The following is a 15,892-nucleotide window of genomic DNA, read 5'->3' on the forward strand; positions in this document are numbered from 1 at the left end:
CGTGACCGATCAGAGCTACCAGCCCACCCTCTCGCAGCTGCGTGCCTTCGTCGCGGTGGCCACCTACCGCCACTTCGGCACGGCAGCAGCGCGACTCGAGGTCAGCCAGCCCACCCTGTCCCAGGGCCTGGCGGCTCTCGAGAACGGCCTCGGCGTCCAGCTCATCGAGCGGAGCACCCGCCGCGTGCTCGTGACACCGGTGGGAGCGCGCCTGCTTCCCTACGCGGAGGTGGTACTCGACGCCGCCGACGGCTTCGTCGACGCGGCCGCAGGCGTGTCCGACGGACTCTCCGGCCCGCTGCGGGTGGGCCTGATCCCCACCGTCGCGCCCTACGTCCTGCCCGAGATCCTGCCCGCACTCGACCGGGCGATGCCGGCGCTGTCGCTGCAGGTCGTCGAGGACCAGACCGCGCGTCTCCTCGACGCACTGCGCGCCGGAACCCTCGACGTCGCCGTCCTCGCCCTCCCCGCAGACGTCTCGGGTGTCATCGAAGTGCCGCTGTACGACGAGGATTTCGTCCTCGTCCTACCGACCGGACACGAACTCGCCGGGCGCACCGACCTCTCGGTCTCCGCACTCGACGACGCACAGCTGCTCCTGCTCGACGAAGGTCACTGCCTGCGCGACCAGACACTCGACCTGTGCCGGTCCGTCGACGCGCGACCGGCACTCGGCGACACCCGTGCGACCTCCCTGTCCACCGTGGTGCGCTGCGTCGCAGGACGATTGGGCATCACCCTCGTCCCGGCCTCCGCGGTCGCCGTCGAAACTGCCCGGGGAGACCTCGAGGTCGCGCACTTCGCGGACCCGGCACCCGGCCGCCGGATCGGGCTGGTGTTCCGCTCGTCGTCCCCACGCGGAGTCGACTACCGCATCCTCGCCGACACGATCCGCGGCTGCGTCCCGCCGACCTGCCGCCCCGTCTCCTGACGAAGACCCCGATCAGCGCCGACCGCGGCAGTGTCGATCAACGCTTACCGCGGCGGTATCGATCAGCGCTTACCGCGCCGGGGCTTCCCGGGGCGCTTCCGCGCGGACGTCCCCGCCCGGCGGGACGTCTTGGGCTCGGGCGCGCGGCGCTTCGGGGTCGAGCCCTTGCGTTCGCCACGACGCGAGGTGCCGCCCGACTCGGCGTCCGGCTCGGAATCGCTGCGGCGGCCACGGGAACTGTTGGCCGTCCGTCCCCGGACGATGCCCACGAACTCGTCGACGTGATCGGTGGTCCGGTCGGTGACCCACACGAGACCCACCTGGGACGCGGGCGCGTCGACGACGGGACGGTAGGTCAGGTCGCGGCGGTGGTGCAGGCGGGCGAGCGACTGCGGCGTGACGAGCACACCCACCTCCGAGGCGACGTGCGAGATCGCGTCCTCGGTGGTCGCGGGCCGCTCGAAGGCCTCCTCACCGGGGAGGGCGACCCAGTCGAGCACGTCGTCGAGCGGATGCAGCACCGTCTCGTCGGCGAGGTCGGACACCGACACCTCGTCGACCGCCGCGAACACGTGCTCCTTGGGCACCACCACGACGGAGACCTCGGTGTAGAGCGGGATGACCGACAGGCCGTCCCGCTGCAACGGCAGGCGCAGCAGCGCGATGTCGGCGACGTCCTCGCGAAGCGGATCCGCACCGGCCGTGGGATCGACGGGGACCAGTTCGATCGGGACGTCCGGCATCCGCTCGTTCCACACCCGCACCCACTTCGCGGGGGTGACACCCGGGACGTAGGCCAAGCGGAAGGGTTGCACGGTCGGTTCGCTCACCGAGTCAGGCTACCGCTCCCGAGGTCCGCCGCCTACGACGATCAGCCCTCGACGATCTCGAACTCGTCGAACACCACTTCACCGGCCGCATCGGACTCGCCGAGGTTCACCTCGCCGATCAACGCCCAGCCGTGATCGCCCTGCGGATCGTGCAGGGTCTGACGCACCCGCCACAACTCGGGACCCATCTCGACGGTGAACAGCAGCGGTCCACGCGCGTCGGGGCCGGTGCCGATCTCGTCGTACTCGTCGAAGTACAGCTCGAGCAGGTCCTCCCAGTCCTCGGCGTCGAGACCGTCGCCGAGGGCCGCGAGTTCGTCCCAGCGTCGACGCGAGGCCAGTTCGACCCGCTTGAACATCGCGTTGCGGACCATGACCTTGAACGCGCGGACATTCGCGGACAACGGGCGAGGGGAGTCGACGCCGAACGCGATCTGCTGGTCGTCGGATTCCACCCCGGGATGGGTGAGGGACTCCCACTCGTCGAGCAACGACGAGTCGACCTGCCGGATCAGCTCGCCGAGCCACTCGATGATGTCCTCGAGTTCCTCCGTGCGCGCGGCGTCCGGCACCGTCTGCCGCAGCGCGCGGTAGGCGTCGGCGAGATAGCGCAGGACCAGCCCCTCGGAGCGGGCCAGGCCGTAGTGCGAGACCATCTCGGAGAAGGTCATGCTGCGCTCGATCATGTCGCGCACCACCGACTTCGGGGACAGGGGGAACTCCGACACCCAGGGATGCCCACCCCGGTACGTCTCGAAGGCCGGCTCGAGCAACTCCACGAGCGGCTTGGGCCAGGTGATCTCCTCGAGCAGTTCCATCCGCTCGTCGTACTCGATGCCGTCGGCCTTCATCTGCGCGACGGCCTCACCGCGTGCGGCATGCTGCTGCGCCATGAGCACCTGACGGGGATCGTCGAGCGTCGACTCGATGACCGACACCACATCGAGTGCGTAGGTGGGGGAGTCGACGTCGAGCAGTTCGATCGCTGCGAGGGCGAACGGCGACAGCGGCTGGTTGAGCGCGAAGTCGCGTTGCAGGTCGACGGTGAGGCGGGCCCGGCGCCCGAACTCGTCGGGCTCGTCGAGTTGCTGCACCACACCCGCCTGGAGCAGGCCCCGGTACAGCGAGATCGCCTTGAGGATGTGCTTGCGCTGCGCCGGACGGGGTTCGTGGTTGTCCTCGAGCAGGTGCCGCATCGCGTCGAAGCAGTTGCCCGGTCGCGCAATGACGTTGAGCAGCATCGAGTTGCTCACCGAGAAGCGTGACTGCAGCGGTTCGGGCGAAGCCGCGATCAGCTTGTCGAAGGTGCCCTCACCCCACGAGACGAACCCTTCGGGAGCCTTCTTGCGCTGCACCTTCCGGCGCTTCTTCGGGTCGTCCCCGGCCTTGGCGAGCGCCCGGACGTTCTCGATCTCGTGCTCGGGGGCCTGCACGACGACCGTGCCCATCGTGTCGTATCCCGCGCGGCCTGCGCGACCGGCGATCTGGTGGAATTCGCGCGCCTTGAGCTGCCGGGTGCGGGTGCCGTCGAACTTCGTCAGGCCCGTGAGCAACACGGTGCGGATCGGCACGTTGATGCCGACGCCGAGCGTGTCGGTGCCGCAGATGACCTTCAGGAGCCCGTCCTGCGCGAGCTTCTCGATCAGGCGCCGGTACTTCGGCAGCATGCCCGCGTGGTGCACACCGATACCGTGCCGGACGAGACGCGAGAGGGTCTTGCCGAAGCCGGTGGAGAACCGGAAGTCGCCCAGCGCGGTGGCGATCGCCTCCTTCTCGGCCTTCGTGCACATGTTCACGCTGGTCAGGGCCTGGGCGCGCTCGAGGGCCGCCGCCTGGGTGAAGTGCACGACGTAGACGGGCGCCTGATGCGTGGTGACGAGTTCTTCGATCGCTTCACCGATGGGTGCCTGCGAGTACGAGAAGGTCAGCGGGACGGGGCGTTCGGAGCCCGAGACCTCCATCGTCGGCCGTCCGGTGCGGCGGGTCAGATCCTTCTGCAGGAAGGTCACGTCGCCGAGCGTCGCGGACATGAGCAGGAACTGCGCGTGCGGCAACTCGATGAGCGGAACCTGCCACGCCCACCCGCGGTCGGGTTCGGAGTAGAAGTGGAACTCGTCCATCACGACCTGGCCGATGTCGGAGTCCGGTCCTTCGCGCAACGCGAGATTCGCGACGATCTCCGCGGTCGCGCAGATGATCGGCGCTCCGGCGTTGACCGATGCGTCGCCGGTCATCATGCCGACCTTGTCGGCACCGAAGACGTCGCACAGGGCGAAGAACTTCTCGCTCACGAGCGCCTTGATCGGGGCGGTGTAGAAGGTGCGCTTCCCGGCAGCGAGCGCGAAGAAGTGCGCGCCGAGCGCCACCATCGACTTTCCCGAGCCGGTGGGCGTGGCGAGGATGACGTTGGAGCCGGCGACGAGCTCCATGAGCGCTTCCTCCTGCGCCGGATACAGCGAGATGCCCCGATCCGTCGTCCAGGTGGTGAACGCGTCGAACAGCGCGTCGTCGTCGACGGGGTCGGGTATCAGATCGGGAAGCAGCACTTCTCCAGGCTAGTCGGAAGGACCCGACCCACCGGAGCGGGTCGCGTGGCCCTGCGTGTAGTGCAGGTCAGGTGGCGCTGCGCTCGTCCGAACCCATCGCGCCGAGCACCGCCATGCGGGTCTCCGGGCCACCGGAGATCTGCGACTCGCTCACACCCGACACGAGGAGCCGACGCCAGCGGTCGAGGTCGAACTCCAGGGGAGCGGTGGTCTCCAGGAAGTTCTCGACCACCCGCAGGAAGCGCATCGGGTCGTCGCGGAACGGGAAGTGGCCGGAGCCCCGGAAGACCTCGAGACGTGAACCGGGCATGGCCGAATGCGCGAGATAGCCGTGGGCGATGGGGATGACACTGTCGTGATCGCCCCAGATGAGCTGGACGGGAAGGTTCTCCGTCAGATAACAGCGGTCGAGCATGGTCACCACCTGACCGCGCCAGTCGACCACCGCACGCAGCGTACGCAGATACGCTTCGTAGGCCGTGGGGTCGGGGAGGTTCCCCAGTACGCGCACCAGATCCGAGGTGTCGTGCAGCAGGGCACCGGGCCGCAGCGGTGATCCGTTGACCCGGTTCAGTACCGCGCCGGCAGCGCGCAGGACGGGCATCGCCCCGGGCAGCCGCAGGACCCGCAGCGCTTCGCTGACGATCGGCACCGAGATCAGGCGCAGGGCGGGATGAACGTCCTTGGTGACCCCGCCGGAGGCGACGAGCACGAGACGCTCGACCATGTGGGGGAACTGGTAGGCGAACTGCATCGCCACCCCGCCGCCGAGGGAATGGCCGATCACCGTGACCGATTCGATCCCGAGGACCGACAGCAGGTCGCGCATGCCGTTCGCGTAGGCGGCCACCGAGTAGTCGGCCCGCGGCTTGTCGGAGCGACCGTGCCCGAGCAGGTCGGGAGCGATCACGGTGTACTTCTCCGCCAGGTGCGGGATCACGTCCTGCCAGGTCGACGAGTCGTCACCGATGCCGTGTACGAGCAGCAGTGCGGGACCGCTGCCGGCCATGCGGAATGCGCGTCGGTAACCGTGGATCGTGCGGAACACGATGCGGGGTTCGTTGTCCGGAACCGGGCGGAGCGTCCGGGCGCGCGGTGGAACCATGAGCGTCTCCTGCGACGTCGGTGATCGCGTGGTGGTAGCCGGGCTGCCCGACCCGTCGCCGGGAATCGGACACGACTACCACTGTGGCATGCCGCCGAAGCGTACCGCCTGTATGTGACGTCGACAACGACGATTGTGACGATCATGAAACATCCGGCGGACCCGTCGTGGCGTCAGCGCGGAGCGGAATCGTCCCCGTCGTCCGGACCGAGCTCGCCGAACCCACCGCCGCCGGTTCCTCCGTCGCCCGGACCGGGGAGATCGTCGCCGGGGTCGGTGCCACGCCGGTCGTATTCGGCGAGGAACCGCTCGAACTCCGCCCCGATCTCCTCACCCGTCGGCAGACTCTCGTCGGTCGGCAGGGGAGAGGTCTGTTGTTCCTGGGCGGCCACGTAGCTGTCGTACTGCCGCTCGAGCGCGTGCACCACCCCGAGGACCTCGGCGTTGTCCTCGATGTGCTCGTCGATCTGTTCCCGCACCCGCGCTGCGGCCTCACCGAGCGCCTGCAGCGGCAGATCGAGACCACCGACCTCGGCGACGTTCGTCAGCAACGTCTCGGCGGCCGCCGGATAGTCGGTCTGGGCGAGATAGTGCGGCACGTGCACCGAGAAGCCCACGGACTCGTGCCCGTGCTGTCCCATCCGGTATTCGAGCAGCGACGACACTCCTGCGGGCACCTGCAGCTCGCCCGACCAACGGTGGTGGCCCGCGATGAGGTCCTTGTTCGTCGAGTGCGCGGTGACCGCCAACGGCCGGGTGTGAGGGATCGCCATGGGGATCGCGTTGAGCCCGATCGTCCGCCGCACCCCGAACTGCTCGGCGAGCAACCGCACTGCGGTGATGAAGCGCTCCCACTTCAGATCCGGCTCGGCACCTGCGAGGAGCAGGAACGGGGTGCCCGCCTCGTCGATGAGTGCGTACAGATTCAACTCCGGCTCGGCGTAGTCCGAGAAGTGGTCGGCCTTGAACGTCATGAGCGGGCGACGCGACCGGTAGTCGATCAGTTCGTCGACGGCGAACGACGCGACGAGTTCGGTCTCGAGACTCTCGCGCAGATGTGTGGTCGCCAGCCGCACCGCGTGTCCCGCGTCGGCGAACCCTTCGAGACCGTGCACGAGGACCGGCCCCTCACCGTCCGGGGAGGTGAGTTGCGGAGCCGGGAATTCCAGCTCGTACATGCGGGACTGCTCGTCCATCTGCGAACCACTCCGATCACACTTCGTCTCGGCTCTCCGTCGGGTCACCCGACGTGGCATGGTGGTGTTCGAGTCTAATTGACGCCACGACGACCGATTCCGGGGCGCACATCCTGCCCGACGTCGACGACCGAGGGAGGTTCGGGTGACCCGACGCGACACTCGTCCGATGCACCGCGCATCGGCCGGTCGGAGCGCGGTGGCGGCCGCCTGCCTGGTGCTCGCATCCGCCTGCTCCCAGACCGTCTCCGGTGATCCCAGGCCCGAGCCGGCGGCCCTGACGGCAACCGCACCTGCGTCCGCACCCGCGATCGTCCGGGCACCCGGCGATCTGGTGCTGCCCCCCGAACGTTTTCCCGAACCGTACGTCGCGGTGGTCCTCCCGCCGGAGGCGGTGGCGCAGGCGGCGCCCGACCTGACCGGGATCCAGCCCGGTTCGAAGGTCGATCCGGGCGGATGTCTGCCGCCCGCGCAGGATTACGGCCCGGAGAGCACCGCCATGGTGGTCGGTACCGACAACGCCGGTCGCGCGACGATCAGTGTCGAGGTCACCCGTGCCGCTCCGGATCTCGGCGAGTACCGCACCTATCTCACCGAGTGCTCGCAGGTGGACGCCACCGTGCGGGGGATCACCTCGACCGTCTCGACCGTCCTCGGCGACGATCCCGCCATAGCCGTCGACGGGGCCGAGACGCTGGCCCTGACCCGCACGGTCGACTCCGGCAGGGGATCGGGTGGCATGACGCAGTCGATGGCCGCGCGGATCGCGCAGATCGAGGACGTGCGTGTGACGGTCACGTACCTGTCCTTCGACGCGGCGCCGCCCGACGCCGACAATCTCGACCTCGTGTTCCGGGAGGCCGTCGACTTCGCCGCCCGCCCCTGACGGGGCCGGGTGCGCACCCTAACAGCGCTCACCGACGGGATCGTCCGTTCGGCACGGGTCGACGATGCCGGTCGCGGAGTTGTCCACAGCCGGCCGGTTCATCCCCAGAAGGCCGCGGAACGGCCCCGGGAGCCGCTTTCCGCTCGGACCGATGGGCCACGGTCCGAGCATGACAACTTCCACGCCTTCGTCGTCGCATCCGCTCCGTCTCACCGATGTCGGTGACGTGATCGCCGCCCTGCCCGCACTGATGGGGTTCCCGCCGACGCGCTCGATCGTCGTGATGTGCCTGACCCCGACCGGTGACGCCCCGACCCGCCCGAACGGGAAGGTGGCGAGTATCGGCGCCGTGATGCGACACGACCTCGTCCTGCCCCGGCCCGGGGAGCCGGTCCCGGAACTCATGCGCGCGGCGTTCCGGCGCTTCTGCGCCGTCTGTGCCCGCGAGGGCGCCGAATCGGTGGTGGCCGTTCTCGTGGACGACGATCTCATCGACCGGCACGATCCGGTGATCGCCGACGTGTGCAGGCTCGTCGACGACTTCGCCGATCGTCTCGACGCCGTCGGCATCGACCTGGCGGGGGTGTATGCGCTACCGGAGATCTCCGGTGGAGCGACCTGGTTCGTGCCCGGCCAGGACATCACCGGCAGCGTGGCCGATCCCGGGTCCTCGGTGGTCGCGGCGGCCCGGGTGTTCGAGGGCAGCCCGATCCGCGGCTCCCGCACCGAACTCGCCGCCCTGCTCGCGCCGTATCCGCCGGCGGTTCGGCAGGAGGTCGCGCGGTGCATCGACGAGGTCGTCGAAACCCGCGACCGCGAGTACGAGCGCTGTGCCCGCGAGGGCGGTGGTGAACGCGCCGACCGTCTCGAACTCGAAACCGTGCTCGCGCACATCGAGACGTACGCCGCCGGAACGGATCCCAGTGCGTCCGACATCGCCGAACTGGCCGTCCTGCTCGCCAACCGCACGGTGCGGGACGCCGCCATGGGGCTCGCGACCGGACCGCTCGCACGGCCGGCGGAGCGCTTGTGGACCGAGCTCGCCCGCGCCCTGCCCGATCCGGAGCGGGCCGATGCCGCCGCGCTCGTCGGCTTCGGTGCCTACGTGCGCGGCGATGGTCCGCTCGCCGGGGTCGCACTCGCAGCGGCCCTCGAATCCGATCCCCGCCACCGGCTTTCGGATCTACTCGACCAGGCCCTGCAGGCGGGACTGCGACCCGAGTCGATCCGCGGCCTCGCGGAGACCGGTCACGAGATCGCGGCGCGGTTGGGACTCGAACTGCCGCGCGGCGACGAACCGTCCTGACCGGAGCCGTGTGCGCGGTCGGGTCGTGCGCTCGATCAGCGTCGAGCGGCGTGCAACCGGTCGCCGAGGGCGCGGGTGAACTCCCACGCATCGGAGACGATCTCGTCGAGATCGGTGTGCTGGGGGTTCCACCCGAGTTCGGAGATCGCGCGACCGCTCGAGGCGATGAGCACGGCCGGATCACCGGCGCGGCGCGGCGCGTCGACCGCTGCGATCGGCAGGCCCGTGACCCGCTCGCATGCCGAGATGACCTCGCGGACGGTGAAACCCTCGCCGCTGCCGAGGTTGTAGATGCCGTGGCGGCCGGGCTCGGACTTCGTCAGAGCCAGCACGTGGGCGTCGGCGAGGTCCTTCACGTGGATGTAGTCGCGCACCGCGGTGCCGTCCTTGGTCGGCCAGTCGGTGCCGAAGACCGAGATGTGATCGCGCACACCGAGAGCGACCTGCAGTACCAGCGGGATCAGATGCGTCTCGACGACCCGGTTCTCCCCGGCACCGCCGTAGGCGCCGGCAACGTTGAAGTACCGCAGGCTCGTCGCCGCGAGACCGTGGGCGTGCGCATACGAGGAGATCGCATGATCGATGGCGAGCTTCGACGCACCGTACGGGTTGGTCGGCCGGGTGGGCGCGTCCTCGGTGATCGGCACGCTGTCGGGTTCGCCGTAGGTCGCGGCGGTGGAGGAGAACACCAACCGCGGGGTACCCGAGCGACGGATGGCCTCGAGCAGGGCGAGAGTGGTCACCACGTTGCCCTGCCAGTACTTCTCGGGGAACTCCACCGACTCGCCGACGAGGGACTGTGCACCGAAGTGGAGGACGCCGTCGAAACGGGATCCGGAGAGCAGTTCGTCGGCGACGGCCGCGATGTCGCCCTCGACGAACTCGGCACCGGTGGGCACCGCCTCGGCGTTCCCGGTGGACAGGTCGTCGACGACCACGACATCGTGGCCCTGCTCGAGCAGCACGGTCGTGCACACGCTGCCCACATAGCCGGCGCCGCCGGTCACCAGAAGTCTCACGCTGGACATCCCCTTTTCGCATGCCCGTACCGGACATGCGAAAAGGGGTCTGTGTCAGACCTGCTTCACCTGCACGGCGTGGGCCATCTCGTCGGAAAGCTCGAAGCTGTCGTGACCGGCCACGGTGATGGACACCGAGCCCGGTCGCGTCTCGACTGTAACCCGCGCGTCCGGGACCACACCGGCCTCACGCAGTCGCGCGATGACCTCGGGGTCGGACTGGACGTACTCCGCGAGCCGGCGCACCACGACCGCGGTCGGCTTGCCGTGCGGGATCTCCGTCAGCCGCACCAGTTTCTCGTCGAGGACCGCCGTGCGGTCGAGACCGAGCTGCGCCAGTCCCGGGATCGGATTGCCGTAGGGGGAGGTGGTCGGGTTGTTGAGCACCTCCACGAGGCGGCGCTCGACCTCCTCGCTCATCACGTGCTCCCAGCGACACGCCTCGGCGTGCACGTTCTCCCAGTCGAGACCGATCACGTCCACGAGAAGCCGTTCGGCGAGCCGGTGCTTGCGCATGACCGAGACCGCGAGATCGCGGCCCTTCTCGGTGAGCTGCAGGTGGCGGTCGCCGGCGACCCGGAGCAGGCCGTCGCGTTCCATACGGGCCACGGTCTGGCTGACCGTCGGTCCGCTCTGTTCGAGGCGCTCGGCGATACGCGCGCGCAGCGGCACCACGCCTTCCTCTTCCAAGTCGTAGATGGTCCGGAGATACATCTCCGTTGTATCGACCAGGTCCTTCACTCTCACACCCCTTCGTCTGGGCCGATTCTAACCGTGCGAACAGGACGGTGGGGGCGCCCTCCGAGGCTCGCATGTCGGTGGGTGGACCAGTAGCGTCTGTGTCCATGACCACGAGCTCCACCGCGGCGGGCGGTACGACACAGCTGAGCGGCGATCGGATAGTGGTGTGGAGCCCCGACTACCTCGATTACCGGTGGGGTCCGACACATCCGATGAATCCCACGCGCCTCGATCTCACGATGGCGCTGTCCCGCAGTCTCGGTCTCCTCGAGGGCGTCGAGACGGTCCGCCCGTCCCCTGCGGACGACACCGATCTGCTGCGCATCCACACCGCTTCCTACGTCGACGCGGTCAAGCGCGCGGGCTCCGCTCCGGAGGGAGCGGCACCCCCGGCCGACGCACCCCACGGTCTCGGCACCGAGGACAACCCGATCTTCCCCCGTATGCACGAGGCCAGCGCGACGCTCGCCGGGGGAACCCTCGCGGCCGCACGCGAGATCGCGAGCGGCCGGGCCCGCCGCGCGGTGAGCATCGGGGGCGGCATGCACCACGCGATGGCCGACTGGGCCGCCGGGTTCTGCGTCTACAACGACGCCGCCATCGCGATCTCGTGGCTGCTCGACCACGGCTACGACCGCATCGCCTACATCGACGTCGACGCTCACCACGGCGACGGTGTGCAGCACGCCTTCCTCGGCGATCCCCGCGTCCTGACCATCTCCCTGCACCAGCATCCCGCGACGCTGTGGCCCAACACCGGGTGGTCCAGCGAGGTCGGTTCGGGTCCGGCCGAGGGCACCGCCATCAATCTGCCGGTGCTGCCGGGCACCGTGGACGCGTTGTGGTTGCGCGCCTTCCATGCCGTCGTGCCGGGCGCGGTCGCGGCGTTCCGCCCCCAGATCCTCATCAGTCAGTGCGGTGCCGACAGCCACCGCGAGGACCCTCTGGCCGATCTCTCCCTGACCGTCGACGGCCAGCGCGCGTCGTATCTCGCGATGCGCGATCTCGCCGACCGCTACTGCGAGGGTCGCTGGCTCGCCGTGGGCGGCGGCGGTTACGGCCTCGTGCGGGTGGTGCCGCGCGCGTGGACCCACCTGATCGCCGCGGCGCTGGACCGCGAGATCGACCTGAGCACCCCGGTCCCGGCGGACTGGAGCGAGCGCGTCGGCGCTCTCGCCCCGAGCGTCGAACTGCCCACGGTCATGGGGGAGGGCTCCGACGTCTCGTACCTGCCGTGGGACGGTCCCGGTGGCACACCGGAAACGGGGATCGCGTCCCTGGACCGCGCACTGACCCGCATCGATTCGGCGATCATCGCCACGAGGCGGGCGGCCTTCCCGCTGCTCGGCCTGGACCCGGAGGACCCCCGTGACTGACCGGCAGAATCCCTCGGCGGCACCGGACTCCGCGTCTGCGACGGGCGCGGCCCCCGCGCAGGGTGCCGGGACGGCGGGGGAGACCGACCCCGCGCGCGAGGCGGCGCTGGCGCGCGCCCGCGACTATCCGCGGCACTGGGTCGCAGACGTGCTGGCCTCGGACGGCGGTGTCGTACACCTGCGGCCGATCGTCCCCGAGGACGCCGACGCGATCGTCGCCTTCCACAGCAAACTGTCCGAACGCACCCGCTATCTGCGGTACTTCGGTCCGTACCCGACGATCTCGAAGAAGGACCTGTTCAACTTCACGGTCGTCGACCACAAGTCCCGCGTGGCGTTCGTCGCGGTGCTCGGCGACGAGATCATCGCCGTCGGTCGGTACGAGGGACTCACGAACGAGGGCGACGGTCTCTCCGCCGAGGTGGCCTTCACCGTCGCCGATGCCCACCAGGGCCGCGGCCTCGGTCCGATCCTGCTCGAACACCTCGCCGGCGCGGCCGCCGAGAACGGACTGCACACCTTCGTCGCCGAGGTGCTCGCCGAGAACCGGCACATGATCACGGTCTTCCGGGAAGCCGGCTACCAGGTCAGCCGCAGCTTCGAAGGAGGAGTCGTCCGGCTCGAATTCGCGATCGATCCCACCGAGGCCCTCGTCTCCGTCCGCAACGCGCGCGAACGCGCCGCCGAGGCGCGCAGCGTGCGAAACATCCTCGGCCCCGGCAGTGTCGCCGTCATCGGTGCGTCCACCGACAGCCGCAAGGTGGGCAACGCCGTGCTGGTGAACATGCTGCGCAGCGGGTTCACCGGGCCGGTCTACCCGGTCAACGCCGAACACCGGTCCGTCCGGGGGGTCCGCGCCTACCCGACGGTCCGCGACATCCCCGACGAGATCGACCTCGCCGTCGCCGCCGTACCCGCCGAATCGATCGACTCGGTGCTCGACGACTGTCTCGCGAAGGGCGTCAAGGCGCTGCTCGTCGTCTCGTCGGGTTTCGGCGAGACCGGACCGGAAGGCCGCGACGCCGAGCGGCGGCTCACCCTGGCCGCGCGGTCGCACGGTATGCGCCTCATCGGGCCGAATGCTCTCGGTGTCGCCAACAACGATCCCGCGGTCCGGCTCAACGCGACCCTCGCACCCGTGCTCCCGGCAGCCGGCAACGTCGGCTTCTTCTGCCAGTCCGGTGCCCTCGGCATCGCCATCCTCGACGAGGCCGCCAAGACGGGGGTCGGGCTGTCGTCCTTCGTCTCGGCCGGTAACCGCGCCGACCTGTCCGGCAACGACCTGCTGCAGTACTGGGACACCGATCCCGCCACCGAAGTGGTGCTGCTGTATCTGGAGAGCTTCGGCAACCCGCGCAAGTTCTCGCGCATCGCGCGGCGGGTGGCGCGTAGCAAACCGATCGTCGCCGTCAAGAGCGGCCGCCACGCGGTGCCGCCGGCGCTCGCCGCGCGGACGGGGGAGATGGACGACACCATCGTGCGATACCTGTTCGAGCAGGCCGGTGTCGTCCAGGTCGAGTCCATCGGCCAGCTCTTCGACTCGGCGCTGCTGTTCGGTTACCAGCCGCTGCCCGCGGGTCCCCGCGTCGCCGTGGTCGGCAACTCCACCGCCCTGGGTCTGCTCGCCGTCGACGCCGCCCGCGGCCAGGGTCTGCAGGCACCGGACGCGGTGGATCTCGGCGCGCAGGCGTCGCCCGAGGAATTCGCCGAAGCCGTCGCCCGGGCGCTCGACTCACCCGATGTCGACTCGGTGATCGCGGTCTTCGTCCCACCGGTCGCCGTCGACGTCCAGCCCTACGCGCAGGCCCTGCGCGACGCCGTCGCCGGATCGGAGAAGCCGGTGGTCACGACCTTCCTGGCGACCGAGGGCATCCCCGACGTCCTGGCCGTGCGCGGACCGGACGGCAACCCGACCCGCGGATCCGTGCCGTCCTATCCCGGTCCGGAACGAGCCGCGCTCGCCCTGGGACGGGCCTGGCGGTACGCGAAGTGGCGCAGTCGTCCGCCCTCGCAGGTCGTGCGACCGGCGGGCATCGATCCCGAGCGTGCCCGCGCGCTCGTGGACGGCTGGCTCGAGACGACTCCGGAGGGTCGCTACCTGTCGGACACCGAGGCGGCGCTGCTGCTGTCCTGCTACGGGGTCGAGGTCGCGGACTTCCGCGCGGTCACCACCGAGGAGGAGGCGGTCGAGGCGGCGGAGGAGATCGGTTTCCCCGTGGCGGTCAAGGCCACCGGTGCCCAGTGGCGGCACCGGCCCGACCTGAGCGGGGTCCGGCTCGATCTCGTCGACGCGGATTCGGTGCGGATCGCCTATCGCGACCTGGCCGCGGTCTCCGGGGAGCCGTTGATGCACGTGCAGCGGATGGCCCACAAGGGCATCGGGTGCGCGATCCGTGTGCAGGACGACCCGTCGTTCGGTTCGCTCATCTCGTTCGGTCTCGCCGGTGTGATCTCCGACCTGCTCGGCGACCGGGCCTACCGGGTCCTACCGCTCACGGAGGACGAGGCGGTCGAGCTGATCGATGCTCCGAAGGCGGCGCCGCTGCTGTCGGGCTACCGCAACGCCGCGCCCGTGAACAAGCCGGCGCTCGTCGACTTCGTCCAGCGGATCTCGGCGCTCGCCGACGACCTTCCCGAGGTACGCGAGCTGGTGTGCGAGCCGGTGCTGGCCTCGGTGGTGGGAGCCGAACTCACCGACGCGCACGTGCGGATCGGGCCCGAACCGCACCCGCTGGACCTCGGACCGCGCCGTCTGCGCTGACGTGAGGCCGGGGCGACGACTCCCGGCGGGACACCCCGGACAGCAACGATCCCCGAGAACCCAGCCCGGTTCTCGGGGATCGGATACCGCTGACGCGCCCGGTCAGCTGGCGTAGGCGCGAAGACGCTCGGCGCGGTCTCCTTCGCGGAGCTTGGCCATCACTTCGCGTTCGATCTGGCGGACACGCTCACGGGAGAGCCCGAAGAGCTTGCCGATCTGATCGAGGGTGCGGGGCTGACCGTCGTCGAGGCCGTAGCGCAGCCGGATGACCTGCTGTTCGCGCTCGTCGAGCGTTGCGAGGACGCTGCGGACGTCGCTGTGCAGCAGGCCGGCGATGACGGCGGTCTCGGCGGACGTCGCCTCGGCGTCCTCGATGAAGTCGCCCAGCGGGGCCTCCTCGTCGTTGCCGACGGGCATGTCGAGGCTCACCGGGTCGCGGCTGTGGTCGAGCAGGTCGGCGATCTTCTCGACGGGGATACCCGACTCGTTGGCGAGTTCCTCGTCGGTCGCCTCACGGCCGAGCTGCTGGTGCAGCTCACGCTTGATGCGGGCGAGCTTGTTGACCTGTTCGACGAGGTGGACGGGGAGCCGGATCGTGCGGCTCTGGTCGGCCATGCCGCGGGTGATGGCCTGACGGATCCACCACGTCGCGTAGGTCGAGAACTTGAAGCCCTTCGCGTAGTCGAACTTCTCCATCGCGCGGATCAGACCGAGGTTGCCCTCCTGGATGAGGTCCAGCAGGGGCATACCGCGTCCGGTGTAACGCTTCGCCAGCGAGACGACGAGGCGCAGGTTGGCCTCGAGCAGGTGGCTGCGAGCGGCCTGTCCTTCACGAACGATGATCGCGAGGTCGCGCTTCTTCGCGGCCGACAGGCGCTTCTTCGTCTCGAGCAGGTGCTTGGCATACAGGCCGGCCTCGATCCGCTTGGCCAGTTCCACCTCGTCGGCTGCGGTGAGCAGAGCAGTCCGTCCGATACCGTTCAGGTAGACGCGAACGAGATCGGCTGCGGGGCTCTGACCGTCGAGGTCGGAATCGAAGCGAGCGGTGGTTTCGGGGCGTGCCATGACGTGCCTCCTCATCGGTGGTGTCTCACAGGGTTCAACGACCGGCGAAGCGGTGGAGTTCCCGTCGGTCTCCGAGTACCACCGCGCTGACCTGCACTAACCCGATGAGCTCCTGAGAAGTTGCTGAGAG

12 protein-coding genes are annotated in these 15,892 nt (G+C 69.6%); 5 read left to right on the plus strand and 7 right to left on the minus strand.

The genetic code is table 11. The features are described 5' to 3' along the window. The first annotated feature begins 1 nt into the window (after nucleotide 1). The gene (locus CKW34_RS10090) at nucleotides 2-931 is read left to right on the plus strand and encodes a hydrogen peroxide-inducible genes activator (RefSeq protein ID WP_059381268.1); all 930 of its coding nucleotides are present in this window, start codon (nucleotides 2-4) and stop codon (nucleotides 929-931) included. Nucleotides 932-993: 62 nt separating this feature from the next. On the opposite strand, the gene CKW34_RS10095 is transcribed toward CKW34_RS10090, so the two are convergent. The 4 genes from CKW34_RS10095 to CKW34_RS10110 form a co-directional block, all read right to left on the minus strand. Then, nucleotides 994-1,761 (minus strand): LysR family substrate-binding domain-containing protein, encoded by a 768-nt coding sequence (locus tag CKW34_RS10095; protein ID WP_059381269.1) that lies wholly within the window; start codon nucleotides 1,759-1,761, stop codon nucleotides 994-996. A gap of 41 nt (nucleotides 1,762-1,802) precedes the next feature. Continuing rightward, nucleotides 1,803-4,307: a DEAD/DEAH box helicase gene (locus CKW34_RS10100; RefSeq protein ID WP_059381270.1), complete on the minus strand. Its 2,505-nt coding sequence runs from the start codon at nucleotides 4,305-4,307 to the stop codon at nucleotides 1,803-1,805. Nucleotides 4,308-4,374: 67 nt separating this feature from the next. After that, on the minus strand, nucleotides 4,375-5,412 hold the full coding sequence (locus CKW34_RS10105; RefSeq protein ID WP_059381271.1) for an alpha/beta fold hydrolase: 1,038 nt from the start codon (nucleotides 5,410-5,412) through the stop codon (nucleotides 4,375-4,377). Nucleotides 5,413-5,585: 173 nt separating this feature from the next. Then, nucleotides 5,586-6,608 carry a proteasome assembly chaperone family protein gene (locus CKW34_RS10110; RefSeq protein ID WP_059381272.1) on the minus strand — a complete coding sequence of 341 codons (1,023 nt, stop codon included), beginning with the start codon at nucleotides 6,606-6,608 and terminating at the stop codon, nucleotides 5,586-5,588. A gap of 169 nt (nucleotides 6,609-6,777) precedes the next feature. Here CKW34_RS10110 and CKW34_RS10115 point away from each other — a divergent pair, with 169 nt between their 5' ends. Both CKW34_RS10115 and CKW34_RS10120 read left to right on the plus strand, forming a co-directional pair. Continuing rightward, nucleotides 6,778-7,494 (plus strand): DUF5642 family protein, encoded by a 717-nt coding sequence (locus CKW34_RS10115; protein ID WP_059381493.1) that lies wholly within the window; start codon nucleotides 6,778-6,780, stop codon nucleotides 7,492-7,494. Nucleotides 7,495-7,663: 169 nt separating this feature from the next. Beyond that, nucleotides 7,664-8,800: a DUF4192 domain-containing protein gene (locus CKW34_RS10120; protein WP_059381273.1), complete on the plus strand. Its 1,137-nt coding sequence runs from the start codon at nucleotides 7,664-7,666 to the stop codon at nucleotides 8,798-8,800. A 35-nt stretch (nucleotides 8,801-8,835) separates the two neighbouring features. Here CKW34_RS10120 and galE read toward each other — a convergent pair whose 3' ends face one another. Both galE and CKW34_RS10130 read right to left on the minus strand, forming a co-directional pair. Then, nucleotides 8,836-9,828, minus strand: coding sequence for a UDP-glucose 4-epimerase GalE (galE, locus tag CKW34_RS10125; protein ID WP_174479575.1), 993 nt, complete (start codon nucleotides 9,826-9,828; stop codon nucleotides 8,836-8,838). 45 nt (nucleotides 9,829-9,873) lie between these two features. After that, nucleotides 9,874-10,560: a metal-dependent transcriptional regulator gene (locus tag CKW34_RS10130; protein ID WP_016692727.1), complete on the minus strand. Its 687-nt coding sequence runs from the start codon at nucleotides 10,558-10,560 to the stop codon at nucleotides 9,874-9,876. A 104-nt stretch (nucleotides 10,561-10,664) separates the two neighbouring features. Between CKW34_RS10130 and CKW34_RS10135 the strand changes: the two genes are divergently transcribed. Together CKW34_RS10135 and CKW34_RS10140 are read left to right on the plus strand one after the other, a co-directional pair. Then, nucleotides 10,665-11,936 carry an acetoin utilization protein AcuC gene (locus CKW34_RS10135; RefSeq protein WP_026061234.1) on the plus strand — a complete coding sequence of 424 codons (1,272 nt, stop codon included), beginning with the start codon at nucleotides 10,665-10,667 and terminating at the stop codon, nucleotides 11,934-11,936. 106 nt (nucleotides 11,937-12,042) lie between these two features. After that, nucleotides 12,043-14,697, plus strand: coding sequence for a bifunctional acetate--CoA ligase family protein/GNAT family N-acetyltransferase (locus CKW34_RS10140; RefSeq protein WP_059381495.1), 2,655 nt, complete (start codon nucleotides 12,043-12,045; stop codon nucleotides 14,695-14,697). A gap of 102 nt (nucleotides 14,698-14,799) precedes the next feature. Here the strand turns inward: CKW34_RS10140 and CKW34_RS10145 are convergent, their stop codons facing one another. Continuing rightward, nucleotides 14,800-15,762 (minus strand): sigma-70 family RNA polymerase sigma factor, encoded by a 963-nt coding sequence (locus CKW34_RS10145; protein WP_016692730.1) that lies wholly within the window; start codon nucleotides 15,760-15,762, stop codon nucleotides 14,800-14,802. Nucleotides 15,763-15,892 lie beyond the last annotated feature (130 nt).

It is taken from the genome of Rhodococcus rhodochrous (assembly GCF_900187265.1).
Classification (GTDB): Bacteria; Actinomycetota; Actinomycetes; order Mycobacteriales; family Mycobacteriaceae; genus Rhodococcus; species Rhodococcus rhodochrous.